Genomic DNA, 22,516 nt, shown 5'->3' with positions numbered 1-22,516 from the left:
TTGTTAAGTTTTTTGTATTCGCTTAAATGCTGGGTGGAGTAGGAGAAAAATTAAGCTTTCCTTTATGAAAATATTTCTTTCCTTCAAAGGATAAATACGATGTGTAATCGTTATCAAGCATAAGAATGACTTTTTTTTCTGCATGTATTTTGTAGAAGAAATCAGATTCTTTATGCGTTGTAACTTTTATTATTATTCCATTGGGTAGGATCGCTTTAGCAGCTTGGATATCTGTTTTATATTTATATATATCAATACTTTCTTGATCTTCCCACCATGAAATAATAATTTCCATATTGTCAAAAGGGCTATACCAGAGCACTTCAATCGCCCCATAATCAACCCACACTGGTATGACGAATGACATTTTGTTCACCAACTATTTATTTTCTATATAACTAACATACGTCATTTTATGTGAAATTCTTAAATTTTATTTTTCATCAATATTTTAACTTAAGCCATTCCAGTATACTGAAATGGCTTTAATGATTTTCATATTCCAAAATTAATCAAGAAATAATGCTTCTCAATGATATTTGTTTCAATGAAACAATCTTTATTCGTCGTCTAATAAGTCCATTTGCTTGGCAATTTGGTAAAGATTATTTGAACGATTGCCTGTGCGACAGAACATAAGGACCGGCTTTGGAAGTTCATTAAAACGATTCGCAAACGTTCTGACATCGACTTCTGTAATTTGTCCTGCAACAACAGGTAAAAATACATAATCTAACCCAGCAGCACGTGCTGCTTCTTCGATCTGTGCGCTGGTAGGCTGTTCTGAACCACCCTCTAAATCAGGGCGGTTATTGATCACAGACTTAAACCCTTTCTCTGCAACTTGAGCAATATGTTCTGGACCTATTTGACCTGCGAAACCAACATTTTCACTCATTTCGTCACTCCTATATTATTTAAAATCAAATATGCTATATATAATAGCATTAAGCTCAGAACTGAGTTTGGACTACAAAAGATTTATAAAAGAAATATCTATAAAAGATAACGCAATGGAGTGTGTATGTACGCATATACAGTTGAACCACTGTATGTCCCGATCGGGCAAGAAGTTATAGCCGCAGATTTTTATCGTCCTAAAAACTTAAAGAAACCAGCTGTAATCATTATGGCACATGGCTTTGCTTGTCTCAGACAATTTAGACTGATTGCATATGCACAAAAATTTGCGCAAGCTGGTTATGCGGTTGTGCTCTTTGACTATCGTTTCTGGGGAGGGAGTACTGGCTTTCCCCGTGAACTGATTTCTTTACAAAATCAGATGGAAGATTGGAAAACGGTCGTTAATTATGTGGCAACACAAAAGAAAATAAATTCTAAGAAAATGGTGTTATGGGGGACATCGCTGAGTGGTGGTTATGTATTGAGCCTTGCCAGTGAACTTAAAAATGTTCAAGGGATCATGGTACAGGTACCTTATGTCGATGGGGCAGAAACGGCAAAATCATTCCCGATTCAGCAGCTTCCTAAAGCTTTAAAAATATCCAGTCAAGATTATATGGGGGCAAAAGTTGGGATGCTGCCACGTACCTTACCTGTCGTGCATCCCTATGATCTTTGCTTCATTCCAACCAAAGATAGCTACAGCGGTTATATGTCGATTGTACATCCCGATTATTTTTGGAGTGGTGAAGTTCCTGCACGTGTTTTCTTTAACTTAATTCGTTTTAGACCGATTCAGACAGTAAGAAGTATAAATATTCCAGTGTTATTTATTGCTTCTAAAAAAGACAGTTTTATCCCAATAGAATCTAGTCGAGAAACGGCGACGAACATAGCACCTTTTGTGCAATATCATGAGTGGGATATGGCGCATTTTGATATTTATCACGGGAAATGGTTGGAAAAAGCAATTTTGACCCAATTAGACTTTTTACACCAACATATAGGAGTGAGCTAGATGATTATCGTATGTCCATCATGTGGCGCAAAAAACCGTGTTCCTGAAGACAAGCTGAATGCGCAGCCGAGTTGTGGGCAATGCCATCAAAATCTTATACCACTTGCTCCAATTGAATTAAATGAACAGAATTTTAGTAATTTTGTGAGTCACAGTGACTTACCTATCCTGATAGATTTATGGGCAGAGTGGTGCGGTCCATGCAAAATGATGGCACCTCATTTTGCCCAAGTGGCGGGCAGTAATCCCAATGTGGTTTTTGCCAAAATTGATACAGAAGCCAACCCTCGTTTGAGTAGTGCATTTAATATTCGTAGCATACCAACCTTGGTTTTAATGAATAAAACCACAGAAGTTGCTAGAATTAGCGGTGCGTTACGGGCTAACCAATTACAAGAATGGTTAGATCAACAATTGAATGCCCTTAAGTAATTCACGGGCTCGGAGTTATTGTGTCAGATTCTCATGTAAAACCTGAAGGTACACTGTCTTTACAAACCATCGCAATGCCAGCGGATACAAACTGGAGTGGTGATGTTTTTGGTGGTTGGATTGTTTCACAAATGGACTTGGCTGGCGCTATTCATGCAGAACGTTTTAGTAAAGGGCGTTGTGCAACTATTTCGATTAATCAAATGACTTTCCTTGTTCCAGTGAAAGTGGGTGATGTGATTAGTTGTTATACCAAAATTTTAAAAGTGGGGAATACCTCCATTCAAATGCAGATTGAAGTGTGGGACAGTCACGACAGTTCACGTGCTGCCAAGCGTGTAACAGCAGGTGTATTCACTTTTGTTGCTGTAGACGTTACAGGGAATAAACGACAAATTCCTGAGGATGTCAAACAAAAGCACCTTGCATCACAAACAGTGTGATGGCTTCAAATTAAAAAATCCCAACATTGTTTGGGATTTTTTTATGGGTTCGAACAGTACAGATTTGCTGTTTCAGAACATGGTGTTTTGATTGGCACTAGCCTCAGGAACGGGTTGTCGTACATCCCAGTGCTCAACAATCTTGCCATTTTCAACTCTAAAAATGTCGATGATCGCAACACCTCGATCTTGTGGATTCATTGTGGAATGAACATGTAGAAATACTAAATTTCCTTCAGCGACCGCACGTTTAATCACACTTTTTGCTTCCGGATTGTCTTGAAAATATTGGGTAAAGTAGTTCACAAATGGTGCTTTGCCATCAGGAACACGTGGATTGTGTTGAATATACTGTTCACCAATATAGCGATCAGCATAAGTTTTGACTTGGTGTTTCTGAAATACACCCTCATAAAAATCAGTCACAAGTGCTTTGTTCTGTTGTGCAAGCTGGTTTACCGCCACGACTTTTGTGCTGTTGTTAGTGCGGTTAGAGTTGATTTGATTTTGGGCACATGCTGTTAAAAATAAAACAGGACTCAACATGAGCATCAATACAATTAATTTACGTGGGATATTGGATTTCATGATTATTCTCAATATTTCAAGATGATGTTTTAACATCATCTTGATGAATAAATATTGATGAATATAGTGACCAATCGTCATTCATTATGGGGACTTTAGTAATTTTTATACTTACTTAAAAGTAAGTTTTATTTACATTTATTTATTTTTTAGGCGATCTTTAGATACCCATGCCCAAACCATTTGGCACTCTACAGGTTCTTTGCCTGATTCATCCATAATCGTAACTGGAACTAGGGTTTCACCCTTTTCAGACGTCTGCATTTCTAAAATTTGTTCAGGGCTAAGGGTAGCTGTTGCTGTCATGTCACCCTTAGATGGGCGTTTGTAGTCAATATGCATACTTTTGATCAATACAATTGAGCTATCAGGAACATTCATTCCTGTCACAAAACCTGTGGCTGTTTCTGCAATTAATGCCATTGCAACAGCGTGTAATTGACCAATATGATTTTGCATAGCGCGATGGTTTTTAATCTCCACCACCACTTTTGAAGAGCTGACCTCGAGATATTTAATATTGGCTGTACCCACCATAGGGACAACTCGACCAAAGGCTTTACTCCAGAGCGTACTACGAATGCCTTTAGGGAATTTAGAAGTCGCTTTTACAAGTTTAGATAAACGATTGGTCTGAGTCATGTCTTAACCTATAGGGCTATTAAAGACTTTAGTCTTTGAAGTTGTTAAATTGTAAAGGTACACCGAACTGTTGTTCTTTTAAAAACGCCATAACTTGCTGTAATGTATCGCGCTTTTTATCCGTTACACGAATCTTGTCACCTTGGATAGAAGATTGCACTTTGACGCCGCTTTCTTTAATGGCTTTATTAATTTTTTTTGCGGTATCTGAGTCAAGTCCATCTTTGAGTTTGATCACTTGAATAACATTCTTACCTGAAGCCGTCATTTTTTGAGGATCAAGTGCTTGGATATCAACTTTACGTTTAAAGAAATGATTTTCAAGCATGCTATAAACCTGTTCACATTGGAAATCGCTTTCAGTTGAGATTTTAATCTCTTTGGCTTTTTCGTTGATCTCGATAGAAACATCCTGACCACGGAAGTCGAAGCGTGTAGCAATTTCTTTTTGGGTGTTTTGAACCGCATGATTGACTTCAAAAATCTCTAATTCTGAAACAATATCGAAAGATGGCATAGTTTAGACCTTTACAAATAGAAAGAATATCTGAGATGCTAGGGATGTTTTCTTCATTTGCCAAGTGTTGTTTACATCAAAGGAGTGCACAATGATCCGTAAATTAGAAATTACAACATTTGAGTTCCCAGAAGATGCCATTATCTGGGATGTTCGTGACGCAAAAGCCTTTGCTGAAGGTCATGTGAAAGGTGCTGTAAATCAGCCCATCGATAGCCTAAGTGCAGAGAGCTTGACTCAAGTGAATTCGGATCAGTCCATCTACATCTTATGTGGCGGTGGAAGTAAGGCACCTCGTGCTGCTGAAAAATTAGAAAGTTTAGATGGTTCTCGCGATTATGTCGTGCTTATGGGCGGTACTCGTGCTGCACGTGATGCAGGCTTACCATTAGAACAAGGTTCGTAAAAAAGCGCCGAAAGGCGCTTTTTTATTGTCAGTAGATGTGATTAACGATCAACATGATTTGGCTTGAAGTATGGTTTCTTTGGTTTTAGTTTTTTATTGAAACGTTTGATATCCAATTTTCTCAAAAGCGTTTCTGGCACAGGGCAAGCTTCATTTAAAATCATTGCAATCAAAACTTCACTACACAATGGTGCAAATAAAAAACCTTTAGAACCCAGTCCTGAAAAAGTATAAATTTCTTTGTCTTTCTCAACTTTTCCGAGCAATGGGAAATAATCCAAACTCTGCGCACGTACGGATGCACGACCATGCCATTCTGCAACAGGTGCGAGCCTTTCTGCATATTGTGGAAATACACTGTGGATAAGATCATAGTTATGCACATGGTCTTCCGCTAATACTTCACTATCATCTCGATTAGGATAAAAAGAAGCGCCTAAGATCAACTGTTGATCATCAAGTTGCATGCAATAACCGCCGTAGCTATAAGCATGTTTGGGATTGAGTTTGTGTTGACTGTTGTTGAGCCAACTCACTTGCCCACGGATGGGTTTAAGTATGGGAAAGTTTTCAAAAAAATGTTGGCTGTCTTTGGCACAGCAAACAATCACATGATCAAAGTCGCCCAGAGGGCTATGCTGATGATCGAATAAGGTCAGTCGCTGAACATTTGTTTGAGTAATATTTTCGATTTTGGCATGTTTTAATTGAATCAACGGATGTTCAAGAATTTGATCTTTGAGTTGTTGCGGATAGACTGAACCTGCTTGAGTCAACTGCAAACTTTTGTATTGAGTGTGCAGATCGAGTTGTTCCGCTGTTTGTGCTTTAAGTAAATCTTGAGGATATTCACTCGCTAAGTGAAGCAATTCATCCGGATTTTTTTGTGCCAGTTGCTGAACGGCAATCGGACGAAAGGCACTAAAATTTTGATAATGATTAAGCGCATATTGCCAAGCTAAAGTCATTAAATGTTCTGAACTCTGCTCAATCGGGCTGAGTTTTGGATTGAGCAATGCCAAGGGATTACCAGATGCACCTGATAATGGGGCAGATTGCTCGTAAATCGTAACTTGATGTCCACGTTGAGCCAAACCCCATGCACAACTTAAACCCGCAATTCCTGCGCCAATAATCGCAATTTGACGTTGATCAAAATGATCTGTTGAGGTGGGATGAATGTGTAGTTGTTGTTCTTGGCTTTGTTCTGCAATGGTCTCAGGCGCATTCCACATCGCTTTTAACATCTCGCGTTTATGTCCAAAACCACGTGGACGTGAAATGGTGATACCGTGTTGTGTTAAACCGCGCTTAAGCACGCCTGCTACACTGAATGAGGCAAATGTTGTTCCTATGTCAGAAAGTCTGATGAGATTGTTTAAAACATTGGCTTCCCACATGTCAGGATTGCATGAAGGCGCAAAACCATCTAAAAACCATGCATTGACGGGATGGGTTTTTGCAATAAGGGGAAAGACATCATGTGCATCACCTAACCAAAGATCAATTGAAAATCGGGCTTCAGGAAAGTTTAAACGATGGCATCCTGCAATTGGTAAGGGGTACTGTTCAATCAGTTGTTGTGAAAAACCTTTTAGCTCAGACCAGACTGCTAAAGCACGGATTAAATCTTGCTTAGACAGTGGGAACTTTTCGACGCTGATGACGTGCAAGTGACTATGATTATCGGGACGAACCTGTTGCCAAAGTTGCCATAAGGCGAGAATATTGAGTCCTGTACCAAAACCTGTCTCACCTACACAAAAATACTCAAAATCACGCAAAGCCCCCAGTCTGGTTTCAAGGTCATTGCCATTCAAAAAAACATGTCGTGTTTCTAGTAGTCCATTGTCTTTTGAAAAATAGACATCACCAAATTGTTTTGAAATTGGAACTTCAATTCCATCAACACATTGCCAGTCTAAGTCGGCAGTTTGAATGGCATTTGACAACGTGAATTACCTTTTAATGATTGAGATGTGGAGAACGCTTGAAATTATTCATATTCAAAACGATAGAGCATTATGATGCCAACAGATCATGAAGATTTACAACACTTGATTTGACGCTAGATACTATTTACAACTTTTTCCAGTAGGTAAATCGCATTTAAATGTAGTCTAGCTGTTCTAAAACATATTTCAATAAGAATGCCCAGCAGGCATAAAAATGTCGAAAACAACTTTTATACGTGAAGGGCATTAGAGTATCTGGATGAATGCGGTCTTGATCGTGGTTTACCACTGACGACGGCGTTTGGTATAGATATAGCTTGCGATTAAAAAGCCAAGTAATACACCCACGGCAATGGTAGCTGCACCATATAAAAACATTTGTGCGCTTTGTTCACTTTGTAGGACTTGAACCTGCACTCCAAGATTATCATTTTTCAATTGTAATTCTTGGTTCTGCGCCAAGGCTTCTAAATTGGCTTTTTCAAGCTGTTGCAACCGAGTTGCTTGGTCTTTAACTAAAGCCTTGACTTTGGCATCTTGAGACGCTTTTTCCTTGACAATTTGTTCAGCAGTCAAAGGTTTATTTTCTTGTGCCTGTGCCTGAGTTTGAACTGTCGCATTTGCACCAGCAACTGCAGGAATGATATTGGGTTTTGGTGGCGCGACAGTTGGGTTCGCCTGAGCGGAAGGCGCTGCTGTCGTTGTTTGAGCTGTGAGTGCCTGTGTTGGCTCTGCCCATAACATAGGAGATAGAAGTATCGTAGAACTTAAAGTCAGACGAAGTAAGCTTTGAACGACAACGCGCATTTTGTTATCCCTTAGGTAATGCTTTATTGAATGGCTTAACATCGATATGACGATAAATTCCTTCTTTAAGGAAAGGTTCGTCTTTCAGCCATTCATCTAATGCCTCACGACTTTCAAAATCAAGAATCATCGTACTGCCATAAAAACCTGCTTGGGGATTTTCACGATCAACGGGCATTGCTCCAGCCACAATAACACGACCTTCAGCATCTAATTTTTCTAGTCGAGCCAAATGCTGTGGACGTACAGCAAGACGTTTTTCTACTGTACCTTCTTGATCAGTACAGGTAATTACAAATAATGGCATGATATTTCTCGATTTTTCTAAAACACTTTATTCGTCGCCTGACTTGAAGTGTTTTCGTAATATAACAAACTGGATAATGATAAAGGAAAACATCACAATCATGTCACCAAATGCTGTAAATTCTCCCCAATATTTGCCGCCTGCAAATAAAAAAGCAAAGAAAACATGTAAACCTGACATCACAATGAACATCGCTGCCCAAGCAAAGTTTAAATTTTTCCAACCTTTTTCAGTCAGGTCTAAAACCGGACCAAATAGTCGTTGAATGAGTGGTTTTTTATCTTTACCAAAATAAGGAGAAAGCAAGAAAGCGCCTGCAAAAACTAAATTCAGAATTGCAGCTTTTAAGCGAATATAGAAGTCATCACTTAACATTAAAGTGATTCCACCAAAAATCACAGTCATAAATAAAACAAACCATTGTTGTTTATCCAGACGGAATTTTTGTGAAATGAATAAAGCACCATAGACAACAAGCATTGAAATAATCAAACCTGTTGTTGCAACAAGAATGTTATTGTTATTTACACCACCTGCTGAGCCGATCAACTGTAGTAAGGGATGATCAACATCTTTGGGATCAACCGTTTTGTATAAATAAAAGAAAATTATGAGGGGCACAAAGTCTAAAAGTGCTTTCATGTTAAAGTATCTAGTCTGTTCAGGTTGATGGGATAGTATAAAAGATGCAAGGCATAGATTTACATACTCACAGTAATATTTCTGATGGAACTTTAACACCAGCATTACTGGTTGAAGCTGCCATCGAAAAAGGCATACATACGCTTGCATTGACGGACCACGATAGCATGGATGGCTTAATACAAGCTGAACAATTTGCAAAAAATCAACCAATTCAAATCATTTCAGGTGTAGAAATATCGAGTCAGTGGTCTAGACCCGCCACAAAAAAGAGTTATGGCGTACATATCGTTGCACTCAATATGCAAAATCCTGAACCTTTACAACGGCTTTTAACAGCACAGAAAAAAATTCGTGCGGAACGAGCAAAGGAAATTTGTGAGTTGTTGATTCCTTTGATTCACCAAGATATTTATGCCGATGTTGTGGCAAAGGTAGATGGTGAGCCTGATCGAATTACACGAACGCATATTGCGAAAACATTGGTTGAAAAGGGCATTGTGCAGCGCGCACAGCAAGCATTTGATAAATACATCAAAGAGGGCAAAAAAGCTTATGTGAAGTTTGATGGTTTAGGCTTGGCAGAAACAATACAAGTAATTCATGAAAGTCAGGGCTTTGCGGTATTGGCACATCCTACACGCTATGATTTATCAGCAACCAATATTCGTTATTTGATTGAATTATTTGCTCAACACGGGGGCGATGCTATTGAGTTACCTCCTGCGATTGAAACCGCTTCAACACGCCAAATGGTTGATCGAATGATTGCTGAACATGCATTAAAGGTTTCAGTAGGCAGTGATTTTCATGGAGATAATATGCCCTGGATTAAACTGGGCAATATTCCACACGTGAAAGAAGGGCAAATTGGAATTTGGGAAAGTTTTCGATAATATTTTTTGAAGTCTTAAACGTGCAGTCTAAAATATTTTGTGTCGCTGGTGCTTGGGATTTACTGATGCTGTGTGAGCGCTACAATTCATATCTTTTGAGTCTTCCATGCATTGGAAGGCATCCACATGTCATATGTAAGTACGACCATCTATGATGAAAAATACCAAACTATATGCTTAGGTTGATTTATATTTGGTGATTCCAAAGTATCGCTATGCGTGCGAGTGGTGCGTGGTAATGATGTGCATAGGTACTGTTTTGATGAAATAAAAAATCCTTCTTTTTAGAAGGATTTAATTTTGATCGGAAGATCAATCTTCTTTTACAGTATAAGGGTTTTCGAAGCCAAGTTTTTTTAAGATCTCGATTTCTAATGCTTCCATTTCTTCGGCATCTTGATCTGAAGTTTCATGATCATAACCCATCAAGTGCAGTGTTCCATGAACCAACATATGGGTAAAATGTTCAATCGGCGTTTTTTGCTGTTCAATGGCTTCTTGCAACACCACCGGGATACAAATGACTAAATCACCTAAAGGTAACGCATCCAAAAGTGGTAGCACTTCTTCAGGAATGTCACTTGGAAAAGACAACACATTGGTGGGTTTGTCTTTTTCACGATATTCAAAGTTTAATTGATGGCTTTCTTCATTATCTACGCAAGCGATTCCAATTTCACAATCTTGATCAACTTCGATATAACGTAAAGTGGTTTCAATGACTTTCTTTAAATAGGCACGTTTGAGCACCAGAGTTGGTGCTTCAAACGATTGTTGTAACGATAAGCTAAGTTTCAAAAACAGTCCTTAAACATTTTCCTGATTTGAAGCAGTTGCATCAAGGTGTTGAGCATCTGCCGCAGAATCATTTTCAGCAATTAAGGCTTCCTGACGTGCTTTACGTTCAGCACGTGCTTCAGCACTTAAACGATATTGTTCACTGTCCCATCCTTCATAAGCTTCGACGATTTTCTGTACCAGCTGATGACGAACCACATCCCGAGAATGGAAACGTGTGATATGAATTTCCTTGATTTTTTCGATGATTCGTAAGGCGTGTGCCAGACCAGACTGTTGTCCTCGTGGTAAATCGACCTGTGTAATATCACCTGTGATGACTGCACGAGAACCAAAACCTAGTCGTGTTAAGAACATTTTCATCTGTTCTGGCGTGGTGTTCTGAGCTTCATCTAAAATCACGAATGAGTGGTTTAATGTTCGACCACGCATATAGGCAAGTGGTGCGACTTCAATGACTTGGCGTTCGATAAGTTTTGCAACTTTTTCAAAGCCAAGCATCTCATAGAGTGCATCATAGAGTGGGCGTAAATAAGGGTCGATCTTTTGACTCAAGTCACCCGGTAAAAAGCCCAATTTTTCACCAGCTTCAACAGCAGGGCGAACCAAAAGAATACGTTGAATTTCGTTACGTTCGAGCATGTCGACAGCGGCAGCAACGGCAAGATAGGTTTTCCCTGTACCCGCAGGACCGATCCCGAAAGAAATATCACTCTGTAAAATGCGTTGTACATAACGCTTTTGATTGGCACCACGAGGATTAATTCGACCTTTGCGGGTTTGCAACCAGACTTCATCTAAGCCTGTGTGCTCATTGTCCGAAAGGTCTTCTTGTAACTCGCGGTCAGTTTGACTGCCTTGAATCATTAAATGGATCGTATCAGCACTGATTTCTTGAGAGAGTTCAGCTTCAGCATGCAAACGCTGCAATAAGGCTTCAACTCGCTCCACTGCTTCTAATTCACCATCAATATAAAAGCTGTCGCCACGGTGTGAAATACTGACATTTAAACGTTGTTCGATTTGTTTCAGATGACCGTTATAAGCACCAAGCATGCTTTTTAAACGTTCAACTGAAATACCTGGAAAAGCTACTGTACGTCGAATCGCTGCAGTCAAGAGATATCCTTTTTAAAAGTAAAGTCTATACCCTTACATTACGCCACGTCAGGCTCAAGATTCAAGAGTTCTCCGTAAACTAAATTTAAGGTCTTAATCTCCGTAATCTCAATCTCTGCAAAGCGTCCGACCCAAGAGGCATCACCTACAAATGTTACTAAACGTGTATTGTCGGCTGTACCCACCAATAAATTTGGATCTTTGTTCGAAACATTCTCAACCAAAACGCGTTGAATAGTACCCAACATAGCATCTGTTTTACGGATACTGGATTGCTTAATCCAATGCTGAACTTTGGCTAAACGTTCCTTTTTCACTTCATCAGGTGTGTCATCTGGTAATTCAGATGCAGGTGTGCCTGGACGCTTTGAATATACAAAACTATAAGAATGGTCAAAGTCTAAATCTTGGATAAACTGGTAAGTCTCTTCAAAATGCGCATCTGTTTCTCCCGGAAAACCGATGATGAAATCTGAAGATAAATGCATATCTGGGCGAACTTTGCGCAATTTGGCAATTTTTTCGATATAAACATCAATGGTGTGATTACGTTTCATCGCTTGTAAAACATCATTTGAGCCACTTTGCACAGGTAAGTGCAAATGTGAAACCATTTGTGGTAAGTCGCGATAGCATTGGATCAAATCGTCATTAAATTCGAGTGGATGTGAGGTGGTATAACGTAAGCGACCAATACCTGGAATTTCTGCAACAAGACGCAATAAATCTGCGAATGTGCAAATTTCGCCTTCAAAGGTCTCACCACGATAACCATTCACATTTTGACCCAATAGACTGATCTCACGCACACCTTTTTCAGCCAAACCTGCAATTTCTGCCAAGACATCATCCAAAGGACGAGATACTTCTTCACCACGTGTGTAGGGAACTACGCAAAATGAACAATATTTTGAACAGCCTTCCATGATAGAAACGAATGCTTTGTAGCCTTCTACGCGTGGTTCAGGCAAAAAGTCGAACTTTTCAATGTCAGGGAATGAGATATCCACCAGCTTAATTTTATCTTTTTTAGGTTTTTCAATTTGATCAACATGTTGATCTAACATTTGCGGTAAACGATGCAAAGTTTGTGGACCAAAAACCATATCAACATAAGGCGCACGCTTTTGGATGTTGTCACCTTCTTGTGAAGCAACACAACCGCCGACACCAATAACAAGATCAGGATTTTTTTCTTTAAGTTTGCGCCAGCGTCCTAATTCCGAAAATACTTTTTCTTGGGCTTTTTCGCGGATTGAACAAGTATTCATCAGTAGAATATCTGCATCACTTGGATCGCTTGTGAGCACATAACCGTGTGAGTCGCCTAAAAGATCTGCCATACGATGACTGTCATACTCATTCATCTGACACCCTTGCGTTTCGATATACAGTTTTTTAACCGTACCGTCGGCTGGGGTGTGCTGTGGCTGGGTTACAGTGTTTTCTGAGGCAGCTTTGGCACCATTTGGAATGAAGGTTTGAACCGTCATGGAGGGGTCTATCCTATGAATAAAGGGAATTTTAAATTCGCATTGAGTTTGTTATTTTAACAGACTCGCAAAAGGCGCGCTATTTTACAGCATTTAAATGGAATTCAGGGAAATATTTAAATATCACTGCTAGCTTAAGAACAGTGAGGAACACAAATGAAAAAAATCAAGAAAAACAGAATAGATTATTAATGATGAATCATGAGGTTACATAACACAACAGTAGAAATGGATTAGAATAATTAAACTAGGCACAAATAAGTGCATCAGCAAGTCAAGGCACGTCATGCAAGTTGAGAGAAAAACGGTGTTAAAGCAGCAACTTAAGCAAAATAAATTAAAACTTTACCTTTTAGGCACAGTTGCATGTACAAGCCTGCAAGTGACTTATGCGGCTGAAGAGCAGTTTAACGATGCGCTGCGTAATGCCAATAATCCAAGTGCTTTAGAACAATACCGTGTCTCAATGCAAAATGATACTTTAGGCTACTATCCTGAATATTGGATGTTGAATGCTAATCTTGCTTTTCAACCTGCTGGCAACATTATTAGCTTTGCGCAACGTTACCCACAATCGGCAATGGCTGAAAAGTTAGCGGCAGACTATGTGGAAGAAAAAGTCAAACAAGCAGATTTTTCAAGTGCCCAACCTGTATTGCAATATGTCACCAATCCAGACCAAGCAGAACGCTGTGCCGTTGCACAAGTTCGTGCCAAAACAGGTGATGCCTTGGTTTTTGCTGAATTCAAAGATGTTTGGCTGACGACCAACACTCAGCCTGAATCCTGTAATGGTTTGGGGCGGATGATGTTGTCTAGTCCACTGATGACGACACAAGATCGTCAACAACGTCTTTATGCACAATTAAGAGCAGGACAATCTGGTTTGGCTATAGCGACAGCACAATCAATTGGTATTAATTTATCTTTGACCCAGTTAAACCAAATTCAAGCGAATCCACTCAATTACTTATGGTCAGCACCGAAAACGAATGTGCAAGATTATGCTTATTTAGTGTATGCCTTGGGTCGTGCAGCGGATACAGATTTAACCAGTGCTTTGCAGTCTGTACCTAAGTTGGTTCAGGGTGTGCCAGAAGATGTGCAAAAATATATTTATCGTACTGTGGGCTATATAGGTGGCACAACAGTCATGAAAAATAATTTTAATCGCGAAGTGCTGCAAAACTTTGATGCCAGTTATGGTGTGCCTTTTAGCGCTGAAGAAGCTGAGGTGTATGCACGCCAAGCGATACGATTTGGTGCATGGGAAAGTGTGATTCGTGCAATTGACAGTATGAGCGTCACGCAAAAACAAGAAGATCGTTGGCAATATTGGTTAGCACGTGCGTCTGAACAACGTAGTGATGCGCTATCGAAAAGAACAGCACGTGAGATTTATCAGCGTTTGGCTATGTCAGGCGATGATTATCATAATTTGCTTGCCAAAGATCATTTGGGGCAAAAATATAATGATAGCCCAGCAAGAGAGCAACCCTCGACAGACGATCAACAACGGTTAAATAGTGATATTCATTTTCGTCGTGCGTTTACTTTACGTAATATCAATGCCCCAGCAACCTATACCAATAGAGAATGGAATTGGGCTGTACGTCAGGCATACTTGAAGCATGATGATGGATTACTGCTTGCTGCTGCAAAACGTGCCACTGATATGGGCTGGTATGATCGGGCAATCTATGCGGCAGAGCGTACAGAGAAAAAACACAACTATACCTATCGTTATGCGACACCACATCAATCTTTAGTTGTTAGCCATAGCCGAAATGCTGGGATTGACCCTGCTTGGGCATATGGTTTAATGCGCCAAGAAAGTCGTTTTGTCACCGCTGCTCGTTCACATGTGGGGGCGGGCGGTTTGATGCAAATCATGCCAGGCACGGCAAAATTGGTGGCAAGACAGATGGGTGAAACATATAATCCTGCTGCACTCAGTGATGCCAATACCAATATTCGTTATGGTACTTTCTATTTGTCAATGATACATGGGCAATTAAGCAGTAATCCAGTTTTGGCAACAGCAGGTTATAACGCAGGACCAAACCGTGCTAAACGTTGGCAACCTGATTATCAAAATCTTTCAGCAGATCAGTATACAGAGTCCATTCCTTTGAATGAGACTCGTGACTATGTAAAAAATGTGATGACCAATGCTGCGCATTATGGAATTTTATTAGGACAAGGACCTCAAGCCATTGAAAGTCGTATGCCTGTGATTCCAACTCGTGTATCACAATAATCGCTTTAAACTTGGATGAAACTTTGTTGGTAAATCAATGATTTTCAATATTTTGCGTAAATTAAAGAAGTTTTGCACGGCATTGACTGTATGCTGTGCGGGATTTTTTTTGGTCAATGTGCCGTTACATGCAGCACCGCAATTACAAGGTTATGTGATGCAGGTGCAATTGACGCCAGCGGTTTGTGCCTTGGATTCATCTAAACAAAAACAACGCAAATGTTTAGAAGGATATTCATTAACGATTTCAGGTTTATTGCCCGAAACAACTGAGAGAAATTGCACCACCAATTCATCTGCAAGCTTAACGCCTTTGCAGGCAAAGGTTGTAGCTCGAGTGATGCCAGAGGAAAATGCCCGCATTCAACTTTGGCGGAGTGTGGGGGGATGTGTCCCGATGAATGCCAGTCAGTATTTTAGAACAGTTATCAATTTGGCTGATCGACTTAAAATTCCAGCAGATTTGACCAGTTCAGAAAATAAAAACGTACAGCACAATGCTTTAAAAACACAATTTGTAAGATTAAATCCGGGAATGAACAATGATAGTATTCGCTTCACTTGTCAAAGTTCATCATCAAATCCAGTATTAACTGAAGTTCAAGTATGTTATCGGGTCAATGGGCAGTATAAACAATGCTCGAATCATATTGTTTCAAATTGTCCAAATACATTCTCAATCAAGGGTACATATTAGCCGCTGTTGGTATTTTAGATTTTGTGTCTGGTCATCCCTGAAAAGCAGATATATTCACAAATAAAGCTGAATTGTCGTTAGAACCCATTCTTTTTGAGCTATTTTATTTATATTTCCTATCATACTTTTGTTGAAATTCATTCTCTTTTACATGCAAGTGTCAAAGGATTGGAGTACAATCTTTGCCGTTTATGATAATTCGATTAAAACGGATTTAACCGTTTAATCACATTAACGATCCTCATTGGAGATAATTACATGAAGCAACCTGTTCGCGTTGCCGTTACTGGCGCAGCTGGTCAAATCGGTTACAGCTTATTATTCCGTATCGCTAGCGGTGAAATGCTTGGTAAAGACCAACCCGTTATTTTGCAATTGTTAGAAGTTCCATTTGAGAAAGCTCAAGCTGCGCTTAAAGGCGTAATGATGGAATTAGATGACTGTGCTTTCCCATTATTGGCTGGCATGATCGGTACTGATGATCCAAAAGTTGCATTTAAAGATGCTGACTACGCGTTATTGGTTGGTTCACGTCCACGCGGTCCTGGTATGGAACGTGCTGACTTGTTGAAAGTGAACGGTGAAATCTTCATTGGTCAAGGTCAAGCGCTTAACGAAGTAGCAAGCCGTGACGTAAAAGTACTTGTTGTAGGTAACCCTGCAAATACAAATGCTTATATCGCAATGAAATCTGCTCCAGACCTTCCAGCGAAAAACTTTACTGCAATGTTACGTCTTGACCACAACCGTGCGTTAACTCAAATTGCTCAAAAAGCTGGTGTTGCTGTAGCTGACATCAAAAACCTTACAGTTTGGGGTAACCACTCTCCAACAATGTATGCTGACTACCGTTTTGCAACTGCAAATGGCGAAAACCTAAAAGACAAAATCAACGATGCTGATTGGAACGCAAACGTATTCCTTCCAACTGTTGGTAAACGTGGTGCTGCGATCATCGAAGCACGTGGTCTTTCTTCTGCTGCTTCTGCTGCAAATGCTGCAATCGACCATATGCGTGATTGGGCACTCGGCACAAATGGCGAATGGGTAACGATGGGAATTCCTTCAGACGGTTCTTATGGTATTCCTGAAGGCGTAATCTACGGTGTTCCAGTAACTTGTGAAAATGGCGAATACAAACGTGTTGAAGGCTTAGAAATTGACGCATTCAGCCGTGAACGTATGGATAAAACACTTCAAGAACTTGAAGAAGAGCGTGCTGCAATTGCAGATATGCTTAAATAATTAAAAAATTTAATCTATTTAAGATTAATTTTGAAAAAGCACTCTACATAGAGTGCTTTTTTATTGGTGAAATTGAACACAATACAATGAAACACTGTCTGTTGAAGCAAGCTTTGTTTGAATTTTAATCACAAATTGAAACAAGAAAACCAAAAATACAACTATCTTTTGTATGACCTTTCTTATAAGTTAATTGTATATCTAATGACAAATAAACTTATATAAGGAGGGCGATATGCTCAGGACGAACAAACCATCCTTAGAGTTACTGTTTTCCCAACTGGGTTTAGCCAATAGTTCAGCAGCGATTGAACTTTATGTACGAACCCACCAGCTACCCGCAAATGTGTCTCTACATGAAGCACCATTTTGGAATAGATCTCAGCGTGATTTATTAATCAGTCATTTGGTACAAGATGATGATTGGGCAATTTGGATTGACGAGTTAAACCAACAACTCCATTTAGATGCTTATAAATTACAAACAGCTTAACGCTTTCACTTTTCCCAAGCGCAACAAAAAAGATGGCTACACTAGCCATCTTTTCTTTTTTTAAGGGTCGCCAGTTCATGTCATGGTGACTTTACACCAAATGCTTAATGTAATTTACTTTGGATCATTTGGCTGAACCAAGGTTCACTTCGAACAGGTTGAAAAGCATGATGTTGTCGAAGTAGTGTTAAATCAAAATCTGCAGTTTTGATATATTTATTTAACCAATGACGAGTCAAAGCAAAATCATGCTTGCTTACAGAAGCATAAGCCAACATAAAGTAAATATCTGCATGCTCATGTTGAGTCATCGGTTTCAAGATTTGCTGTGTGATCAGGGCATAACGCGATTCTTTAGTCAGTTCAAAGTAAATCATATAGGCTTTGGCTAAATGCAAAGAAAGCTGTATATACAATGACATCGGCATTTCTTCGTATTCCAGACGCGCAGTTTCAAGTAATACAATCGCTTCTTGTAAAAAATGTATCTGTTCCTGTTTTGAATGACTTTGCGTGACTAACTGTAAACGTAGATCACCACGTTCAAGTGCAAGTTCAGGTGTATTGCCTGACAAATACAATTGATCAGTTTCACCAATACGCGAGATGATTTGTTTTGTATTATCAAACATATGCTGAATCCTCTTAATTTCTACACTCTATTATGAGGTTTATTTCAATAATTTAAAGCCGATTACTTTGAGATGGAGCGTTGCATATTTAAATACTCAAGACCAAAATGGTCAAAGCTATTCAATAATCCTAAAAGTTTTATAACTACAAGAATTTGCAATATGGCTGATCTTTTCGTTAAAGCACTTATAGGATAGGGGTATCGCTTCTGAGCCATGCTGTAATTGAAAGCCGTTGATGTTTAGCTTCAAGAACTTCATGCAATAAGTCGCTTTGGAATAAGGCGATTCGATTGGGTTTGGGTTCTAAAGTATGCCATACATTATTTTTGTCTTGTAAATGCAATTTACCTCCCCAGTTATCCTGCCATTCATTATGTAAATAATACACTGTAGAAATCATACGACCATTTTTGCCTTGAGGATTATCTCGATGCAAGGCATAAAACTCACCTGCGTTATAGCAAGCAAAATGAGCTTCGATTTCTTTGATTCCCAAGTAAAATGTTGCATTGAAAATTTGAACGAGCTGTTGCAACGCTTGGATATGCTGTTGAGCAATTTCTAAATCTTCATTGATCCATAAAATATGATCACTGCGAATCTTGCTGATTACACCATTTTGAATTGCCGCATCACGGAAACGGTTTAAATTTTCGGTACACTCTTGCATCAATTGTTGTACATATTCAGCCGGGTAGGCATGGTCAATAACAGTAAATCCATGTTGATCTAAATCATCAAGAATTTGATCAACATTCCATGACTTTGGGAGGGAAAGTGCTTCCATAAATAACCAAAAATTAGTGTTTGAGGGGCTGTTGCTATATTAGAACAAACGATGGACAGTGAAGAAATATTTTTTCGTGTTAAAATAACCATTGAACTCAGGAATTAATCGAAACATGAATTACCGTCACCATTTCCATGCAGGCAACTTTGCCGATGTCATGAAACATGTGTTATTGCTCCAACTATTGACACGTCTCAATGCTAAAGACAAACCCTATCGTTATATAGATACACATGGTGGTGCGGGCAAATACGATTTATCTACATCTGAAGCGCAAAAATCAGGTGAATTCTTAACGGGCATTCATCGTCTCGTTAAGCTTGATGATTCAATTAAACGCAATGCACCAGAAGGGGTAAAACAATACCTCAAAGTGGTTGAAGATATGCGTGCAGGTTCTGGAAAAGGTGCTTATCCAGGCTCACCTTGGTTTGCACTTGAAGCAATGCGAGATATAGACAAGGCAACAATCTTTGAAATGCAGCGTGATGTGTTTCAGCAATTGTATTTTAATATCCGCGACAAACGTGCAGGCTTGCATGAACGTGATGCATACGAAGGGCTTTTAGGGGTAATTCCACCAAAAGAAAAACGTGGTTTGGTGATGATTGATCCACCTTATGAGTTAGAACGTAAAGACTTTCCGCAACTGGTTGAATTAATCGCTGCTGCATATAAAAAATGGTCTACAGGTGTATTCGCAATTTGGTATCCGATCAAAGACCGTGCCATGATTGAACGTTTTGAAAAGAAAATGATTAAAACAGGGATTCGCCGTCAGTTGATTTGTGAAGTTTGTGTATGGCCCGACGATACGCCAGTTGGATTAAATGGTTGTGGTTTGTTGGTCATCAATCCACCATGGAAATTTTCTGAAGATGCGGATGAAGCATTGCAATGGTTATTCCCACATTTGCGCATGAGTGAAAATGGTGGGCATGCTGCTGTGCGTTGGTTGGTGGGCGAATAATTCATTTCTGGCAATAGCTAGAAAGGTGAATAATGATGCGAATTACAAATTATGACCAAATAATTTGAGTAATTCGTATCAATTTCACTTAGAAATGAATGTGATAAAATCTTAGGTGAGATATCAACAGCTCCAAAATAAGAGCCATAGATAGGATTCGAAAATGACAAATATAAATAAACCAGAAAGCCCAAACTCTTCAAACCAAGACCTTGGATTTGATGGCATTACTTTTGAGGTTGAAGAGGAAGAGCATACGCATGAAGGGCAAAAAGTAAAACGTCGCGGGATCTATTTGTGGCCGAACCTGATTACAACTTCAGCGTTGTTATCAGGCTTTTATTCCATTATTGCCAGTATGAATGGTGATTTTACTCAAGCGATTTATGCCATTTTCCTGGCAGCATTATTTGATGGTTTGGATGGTCGAGTGGCACGTGCAATTGGTGCACAGAGTGCCTTTGGTGAGCAATTCGATTCACTTTCAGACTTGCTGGCGTTTGGTGTTGCACCTGCTATCTTAATGTATAGCTGGAGTATGCATGATTTAGGTAGAATTGGTTTGGCTGCCTGTTTTGTTTATACGGCTTGTGCTGCATTCCGTTTAGCACGTTTTAACGTACAAATTGGTGTGGTCGATAAACGTTATTTTATCGGTGTTGCGAGTCCTTTGGCTGCAATCATTATTATCGCATGGGTTTGGGTTGGACAAGATTTCAGTTATATTTTTAATCTTAAAGATGGTGCTATTCAGGCAACCAATGCGTTTGTCATTATTGCCGTTGGTTTGTTGATGATTTCCAATATTAAATACTATTCATTTAAAACAGTGGATCGTAAGCGAGTACCATTCTTTGTATTGCCAATCGCTGTATTTATCCTTGCAGCAATGACTTATAATATTCCTGTAGGAATATTGGTGATTTCAATTATCTATGCTATTTCTGGTTTTGTAACAACATTCTTGGCAAGAAAGAATACGGTTGAATAAGATATAAAATAAAACCTATGGTAAGGAGCTTGATATGCGGTTGTTTCAAGAATTCTTAGATCAGTCTAAACAACTGAATCAAGCTCAAACGCCCACTGAACTTTGCTATCACCCTCCCAAAGATAAATACAAAATTGCGCATCAAAAGTTGGTTTTGGCTAACTTACCGGCTCCATTACATTATCTCAATTTCTATAGTTTGATCGGGCAACCGAATAACGCTGTTTTCTGCAATCAAAATGAAATCTCGACCACTGCTTTAGATACTGCCACTGTATTGGGCAGTACAAGTGCCCATATGGTGGGACAACTCAATGGCTATTCGATTCAGCATGATTGTCAGTTTCAGGTTGATGATCAATCCAAAGTAAAATTTGAGTTTGGTCAAAAAGAACAGGTTTTTGGAAAAATTCCAAATTTTGTAATGCGAAGGTGGGATAGCGAATTAAGTTTTGATTTAAAGATCACGACTTTGCCTTTGGTTTCGCATTTTATTCATTTGAAATTTGGTTTTGCTGAGAATTGGTCTTTGGTTGCGCACTGTGAAGGTTGTATCCAATACAAAGATCAAAAATATGATATTCAACAATACGCGGCTTTTGAATATATGCGTATGGTGAATTTTCCATATCTTCCTTATGCGCTCTACACTTATCAACTCATTCAATTGAATGATGAGTTACAAATCATTTGTGTTTATAGTTGTGACCAAATGAATAACACCTTGCATTCTCGTATCTATATGCGAAATATTCAAACACTTGAAGCCAAAATGTTTGATCGACAAGTTGTATTTAATATTCAGCGTGTTTTCCCTAAAGTAAAAACGATTAACCAACAAGAAATGTATTTGCCCAGAGAGTTTGAGTGGCAATACCAAGATGAAAAAATTTCTATCAGTATCCAAGCTCAAAGTCGGGGTGATTATAAATTTGGTTTAGCGGCAGGTTATGTCGGTAGTTTTAGTTATCAACTGCAAATCAATGAACAACGCTACCAAGGCGAAAGTGGTTATTGTGAATATATTGATTGTCGCCCTTTAAAGTGGCAAGAAATCGATAAAGAAAATAAATTATCCAGTAAATCGAGCCAACCTGCGCTCATAATGCTTAAAAAATAGATAAAGAAGCAAAAAAAAGGGTGAATTTGAGGAAAAAACATCCATCCGAACAGAAAGATTAAAAAAAGGGGTTGTGTTAGGTTAGGAATGCTGTAGAATGCACATCCATCGGCGGTGATGAAGATTAAAACTTCTTATAAAACAATGACTTGGTTAAATTGATTAAGTTGGGTTTTAGAAAGGAAGTTTAAAAAATAATTTGAAATCACAGTTGACTTTCTAGAGATAGAGAGTAATATAGCCGACCTAGCTTGATGCTGACGAAGCGTGAAGAAGATCATTAAGAGAATATGAAGAACAACTTGTGTGGATTTTTACTGATTGATTAATCGAAATATTATCATTGATT

General features: G+C 39.1%; 26 protein-coding genes. 12 read left to right on the top strand and 14 right to left on the bottom strand.

The genetic code is table 11. The annotated features are described in order from the left end of the window. Positions 1 to 22: 22 nt before the first annotated feature. Positions 23 to 367, bottom strand: a complete 345-nt coding sequence (locus tag AAV97_RS09280; protein WP_009586098.1) for a hypothetical protein — start codon at positions 365 to 367, stop codon at positions 23 to 25. Positions 368 to 559: 192 nt separating this feature from the next. Next, complete coding sequence (locus tag AAV97_RS09275; protein ID WP_004826681.1) at positions 560 to 898, bottom strand: TIGR01244 family sulfur transferase; 339 nt, start codon at positions 896 to 898, stop codon at positions 560 to 562. A gap of 126 nt (positions 899 to 1,024) precedes the next feature. Between AAV97_RS09275 and AAV97_RS09270 the strand changes: the two genes are divergently transcribed. From AAV97_RS09270 to AAV97_RS09260, 3 genes are all read left to right on the top strand, one after another. Further along, positions 1,025 to 1,921, top strand: coding sequence for an alpha/beta hydrolase (locus tag AAV97_RS09270; protein WP_009586087.1), 897 nt, complete (start codon positions 1,025 to 1,027; stop codon positions 1,919 to 1,921). Continuing rightward, positions 1,922 to 2,353, top strand: coding sequence for a thioredoxin TrxC (gene trxC / locus AAV97_RS09265; protein WP_004826686.1), 432 nt, complete (start codon positions 1,922 to 1,924; stop codon positions 2,351 to 2,353). Between the two features lie 74 nt (positions 2,354 to 2,427). After that, on the top strand, positions 2,428 to 2,796 hold the full coding sequence (locus tag AAV97_RS09260) for an acyl-CoA thioesterase (RefSeq protein WP_181447883.1): 369 nt from the start codon (positions 2,428 to 2,430) through the stop codon (positions 2,794 to 2,796). 72 nt (positions 2,797 to 2,868) lie between these two features. On the opposite strand, the gene AAV97_RS09255 is transcribed toward AAV97_RS09260, so the two are convergent. The 3 genes from AAV97_RS09255 to AAV97_RS09245 all read right to left on the bottom strand — a co-directional run bounded on the left by AAV97_RS09255 (position 2,869) and on the right by AAV97_RS09245 (position 4,543). Then, on the bottom strand, positions 2,869 to 3,384 hold the full coding sequence (locus tag AAV97_RS09255) for a nuclear transport factor 2 family protein (RefSeq protein WP_046760403.1): 516 nt from the start codon (positions 3,382 to 3,384) through the stop codon (positions 2,869 to 2,871). 138 nt (positions 3,385 to 3,522) lie between these two features. After that, positions 3,523 to 4,026, bottom strand: coding sequence for a DUF4442 domain-containing protein (locus AAV97_RS09250; RefSeq protein WP_009586131.1), 504 nt, complete (start codon positions 4,024 to 4,026; stop codon positions 3,523 to 3,525). Between the two features lie 28 nt (positions 4,027 to 4,054). Beyond that, entirely contained in the window at positions 4,055 to 4,543 is a 489-nt protein-coding gene (locus AAV97_RS09245) for a YajQ family cyclic di-GMP-binding protein (RefSeq protein WP_004826694.1), read from the bottom strand. A gap of 91 nt (positions 4,544 to 4,634) precedes the next feature. Between AAV97_RS09245 and AAV97_RS09240 the strand changes: the two genes are divergently transcribed. Beyond that, complete coding sequence (locus AAV97_RS09240; protein ID WP_005035678.1) at positions 4,635 to 4,949, top strand: rhodanese-like domain-containing protein; 315 nt, start codon at positions 4,635 to 4,637, stop codon at positions 4,947 to 4,949. A 41-nt stretch (positions 4,950 to 4,990) separates the two neighbouring features. On the opposite strand, the gene mnmC is transcribed toward AAV97_RS09240, so the two are convergent. The 4 genes from mnmC to AAV97_RS09220 all read right to left on the bottom strand — a co-directional run bounded on the left by mnmC (position 4,991) and on the right by AAV97_RS09220 (position 8,660). Beyond that, positions 4,991 to 6,901 carry an FAD-dependent 5-carboxymethylaminomethyl-2-thiouridine(34) oxidoreductase MnmC gene (mnmC, locus tag AAV97_RS09235; protein ID WP_046760402.1) on the bottom strand — a complete coding sequence of 637 codons (1,911 nt, stop codon included), beginning with the start codon at positions 6,899 to 6,901 and terminating at the stop codon, positions 4,991 to 4,993. A 285-nt stretch (positions 6,902 to 7,186) separates the two neighbouring features. Continuing rightward, a complete protein-coding gene (locus AAV97_RS09230; protein WP_004826701.1) occupies positions 7,187 to 7,711 on the bottom strand; it encodes a hypothetical protein in 525 nt (174 codons plus the stop codon). Positions 7,712 to 7,715: 4 nt separating this feature from the next. Next, positions 7,716 to 8,018 carry a YciI family protein gene (locus AAV97_RS09225; protein ID WP_004826704.1) on the bottom strand — a complete coding sequence of 101 codons (303 nt, stop codon included), beginning with the start codon at positions 8,016 to 8,018 and terminating at the stop codon, positions 7,716 to 7,718. 27 nt (positions 8,019 to 8,045) lie between these two features. Further along, on the bottom strand, positions 8,046 to 8,660 hold the full coding sequence (locus AAV97_RS09220; protein WP_004826707.1) for an inner membrane-spanning protein YciB: 615 nt from the start codon (positions 8,658 to 8,660) through the stop codon (positions 8,046 to 8,048). A gap of 44 nt (positions 8,661 to 8,704) precedes the next feature. Between AAV97_RS09220 and AAV97_RS09215 the strand changes: the two genes are divergently transcribed. Next, the gene (locus AAV97_RS09215; protein ID WP_004826709.1) at positions 8,705 to 9,556 is read left to right on the top strand and encodes a PHP domain-containing protein; all 852 of its coding nucleotides are present in this window, start codon (positions 8,705 to 8,707) and stop codon (positions 9,554 to 9,556) included. A 312-nt stretch (positions 9,557 to 9,868) separates the two neighbouring features. Here the strand turns inward: AAV97_RS09215 and ybeY are convergent, their stop codons facing one another. The 3 genes from ybeY to miaB are packed head-to-tail and all read right to left on the bottom strand — an operon-like array spanning position 9,869 to position 12,966. Continuing rightward, entirely contained in the window at positions 9,869 to 10,354 is a 486-nt protein-coding gene (gene ybeY, locus AAV97_RS09210) for an rRNA maturation RNase YbeY (protein ID WP_046760401.1), read from the bottom strand. Between the two features lie 9 nt (positions 10,355 to 10,363). Beyond that, positions 10,364 to 11,473 carry a PhoH family protein gene (locus AAV97_RS09205; RefSeq protein ID WP_046760400.1) on the bottom strand — a complete coding sequence of 370 codons (1,110 nt, stop codon included), beginning with the start codon at positions 11,471 to 11,473 and terminating at the stop codon, positions 10,364 to 10,366. A 38-nt stretch (positions 11,474 to 11,511) separates the two neighbouring features. After that, positions 11,512 to 12,966 (bottom strand): tRNA (N6-isopentenyl adenosine(37)-C2)-methylthiotransferase MiaB, encoded by a 1,455-nt coding sequence (gene miaB / locus AAV97_RS09200; protein WP_004826717.1) that lies wholly within the window; start codon positions 12,964 to 12,966, stop codon positions 11,512 to 11,514. Between the two features lie 286 nt (positions 12,967 to 13,252). Here miaB and AAV97_RS09195 point away from each other — a divergent pair, with 286 nt between their 5' ends. The 4 genes from AAV97_RS09195 to AAV97_RS09180 all read left to right on the top strand — a co-directional run bounded on the left by AAV97_RS09195 (position 13,253) and on the right by AAV97_RS09180 (position 17,661). Next, entirely contained in the window at positions 13,253 to 15,226 is a 1,974-nt protein-coding gene (locus AAV97_RS09195) for a lytic transglycosylase domain-containing protein (RefSeq protein ID WP_046760399.1), read from the top strand. 37 nt (positions 15,227 to 15,263) lie between these two features. Further along, on the top strand, positions 15,264 to 15,923 hold the full coding sequence (locus AAV97_RS09190; RefSeq protein WP_009586073.1) for a ribonuclease T2 family protein: 660 nt from the start codon (positions 15,264 to 15,266) through the stop codon (positions 15,921 to 15,923). A gap of 258 nt (positions 15,924 to 16,181) precedes the next feature. Next, positions 16,182 to 17,168 (top strand): malate dehydrogenase, encoded by a 987-nt coding sequence (locus AAV97_RS09185; RefSeq protein ID WP_004826724.1) that lies wholly within the window; start codon positions 16,182 to 16,184, stop codon positions 17,166 to 17,168. 235 nt (positions 17,169 to 17,403) lie between these two features. Next, positions 17,404 to 17,661 (top strand): DUF2789 family protein, encoded by a 258-nt coding sequence (locus AAV97_RS09180; RefSeq protein ID WP_004826725.1) that lies wholly within the window; start codon positions 17,404 to 17,406, stop codon positions 17,659 to 17,661. A gap of 104 nt (positions 17,662 to 17,765) precedes the next feature. Here the strand turns inward: AAV97_RS09180 and AAV97_RS09175 are convergent, their stop codons facing one another. Together AAV97_RS09175 and AAV97_RS09170 are read right to left on the bottom strand one after the other, a co-directional pair. Further along, positions 17,766 to 18,293, bottom strand: a complete 528-nt coding sequence (locus AAV97_RS09175) for a hypothetical protein (protein ID WP_004826727.1) — start codon at positions 18,291 to 18,293, stop codon at positions 17,766 to 17,768. A gap of 187 nt (positions 18,294 to 18,480) precedes the next feature. Further along, positions 18,481 to 19,083, bottom strand: a complete 603-nt coding sequence (locus tag AAV97_RS09170; protein WP_005035690.1) for a 2OG-Fe(II) oxygenase — start codon at positions 19,081 to 19,083, stop codon at positions 18,481 to 18,483. 115 nt (positions 19,084 to 19,198) lie between these two features. Here AAV97_RS09170 and AAV97_RS09165 point away from each other — a divergent pair, with 115 nt between their 5' ends. From AAV97_RS09165 to AAV97_RS09155, 3 genes are all read left to right on the top strand, one after another. After that, a complete protein-coding gene (locus tag AAV97_RS09165; protein WP_005035691.1) occupies positions 19,199 to 20,056 on the top strand; it encodes a 23S rRNA (adenine(2030)-N(6))-methyltransferase RlmJ in 858 nt (285 codons plus the stop codon). Between the two features lie 163 nt (positions 20,057 to 20,219). Beyond that, positions 20,220 to 21,047: a CDP-diacylglycerol--serine O-phosphatidyltransferase gene (gene pssA / locus AAV97_RS09160; RefSeq protein ID WP_004826732.1), complete on the top strand. Its 828-nt coding sequence runs from the start codon at positions 20,220 to 20,222 to the stop codon at positions 21,045 to 21,047. Positions 21,048 to 21,081: 34 nt separating this feature from the next. Continuing rightward, positions 21,082 to 22,167 (top strand): DUF6670 family protein, encoded by a 1,086-nt coding sequence (locus AAV97_RS09155; RefSeq protein ID WP_046760398.1) that lies wholly within the window; start codon positions 21,082 to 21,084, stop codon positions 22,165 to 22,167. Positions 22,168 to 22,516: the final 349 nt, after the last annotated feature.

It is taken from the genome of Acinetobacter sp. Ag2 (assembly GCF_001005515.1).
Lineage (GTDB): Bacteria > Pseudomonadota > Gammaproteobacteria > Pseudomonadales > Moraxellaceae > Acinetobacter > Acinetobacter bereziniae.
This window is presented reverse-complemented; position numbering and strand designations above follow the sequence as displayed.

Bases quoted from the DNA above. Each gene is read 5' to 3' on its own strand.
- AAV97_RS09165 (WP_005035691.1), top strand. From the start codon at position 19,199: ATGAATTACCGTCACCATTTCCATGCAGGCAACTTTGCCGATGTCATG.
- AAV97_RS09260 (WP_181447883.1), top strand. From the start codon at position 2,428: ATGCCAGCGGATACAAACTGGAGTGGTGATGTTTTTGGTGGTTGGATT.
- miaB (WP_004826717.1), bottom strand. From the start codon at position 12,966: ATGACGGTTCAAACCTTCATTCCAAATGGTGCCAAAGCTGCCTCAGAA.
- AAV97_RS09185 (WP_004826724.1), top strand. From the start codon at position 16,182: ATGAAGCAACCTGTTCGCGTTGCCGTTACTGGCGCAGCTGGTCAAATC.
- AAV97_RS09170 (WP_005035690.1), bottom strand. From the start codon at position 19,083: ATGGAAGCACTTTCCCTCCCAAAGTCATGGAATGTTGATCAAATTCTT.
- AAV97_RS09230 (WP_004826701.1), bottom strand. From the start codon at position 7,711: ATGCGCGTTGTCGTTCAAAGCTTACTTCGTCTGACTTTAAGTTCTACG.
- AAV97_RS09220 (WP_004826707.1), bottom strand. From the start codon at position 8,660: ATGAAAGCACTTTTAGACTTTGTGCCCCTCATAATTTTCTTTTATTTA.
- AAV97_RS09175 (WP_004826727.1), bottom strand. From the start codon at position 18,293: ATGTTTGATAATACAAAACAAATCATCTCGCGTATTGGTGAAACTGAT.
- trxC (WP_004826686.1), top strand. From the start codon at position 1,922: ATGATTATCGTATGTCCATCATGTGGCGCAAAAAACCGTGTTCCTGAA.
- AAV97_RS09225 (WP_004826704.1), bottom strand. From the start codon at position 8,018: ATGCCATTATTTGTAATTACCTGTACTGATCAAGAAGGTACAGTAGAA.
- AAV97_RS09215 (WP_004826709.1), top strand. From the start codon at position 8,705: ATGCAAGGCATAGATTTACATACTCACAGTAATATTTCTGATGGAACT.
- AAV97_RS09280 (WP_009586098.1), bottom strand. From the start codon at position 367: ATGTCATTCGTCATACCAGTGTGGGTTGATTATGGGGCGATTGAAGTG.
- AAV97_RS09180 (WP_004826725.1), top strand. From the start codon at position 17,404: ATGCTCAGGACGAACAAACCATCCTTAGAGTTACTGTTTTCCCAACTG.
- AAV97_RS09250 (WP_009586131.1), bottom strand. From the start codon at position 4,026: ATGACTCAGACCAATCGTTTATCTAAACTTGTAAAAGCGACTTCTAAA.
- AAV97_RS09155 (WP_046760398.1), top strand. From the start codon at position 21,082: ATGCGGTTGTTTCAAGAATTCTTAGATCAGTCTAAACAACTGAATCAA.
- AAV97_RS09240 (WP_005035678.1), top strand. From the start codon at position 4,635: ATGATCCGTAAATTAGAAATTACAACATTTGAGTTCCCAGAAGATGCC.
- pssA (WP_004826732.1), top strand. From the start codon at position 20,220: ATGACAAATATAAATAAACCAGAAAGCCCAAACTCTTCAAACCAAGAC.
- AAV97_RS09245 (WP_004826694.1), bottom strand. From the start codon at position 4,543: ATGCCATCTTTCGATATTGTTTCAGAATTAGAGATTTTTGAAGTCAAT.
- AAV97_RS09255 (WP_046760403.1), bottom strand. From the start codon at position 3,384: ATGAAATCCAATATCCCACGTAAATTAATTGTATTGATGCTCATGTTG.
- AAV97_RS09190 (WP_009586073.1), top strand. From the start codon at position 15,264: ATGATTTTCAATATTTTGCGTAAATTAAAGAAGTTTTGCACGGCATTG.
- AAV97_RS09275 (WP_004826681.1), bottom strand. From the start codon at position 898: ATGAGTGAAAATGTTGGTTTCGCAGGTCAAATAGGTCCAGAACATATT.
- AAV97_RS09270 (WP_009586087.1), top strand. From the start codon at position 1,025: ATGTACGCATATACAGTTGAACCACTGTATGTCCCGATCGGGCAAGAA.
- AAV97_RS09195 (WP_046760399.1), top strand. From the start codon at position 13,253: ATGCAAGTTGAGAGAAAAACGGTGTTAAAGCAGCAACTTAAGCAAAAT.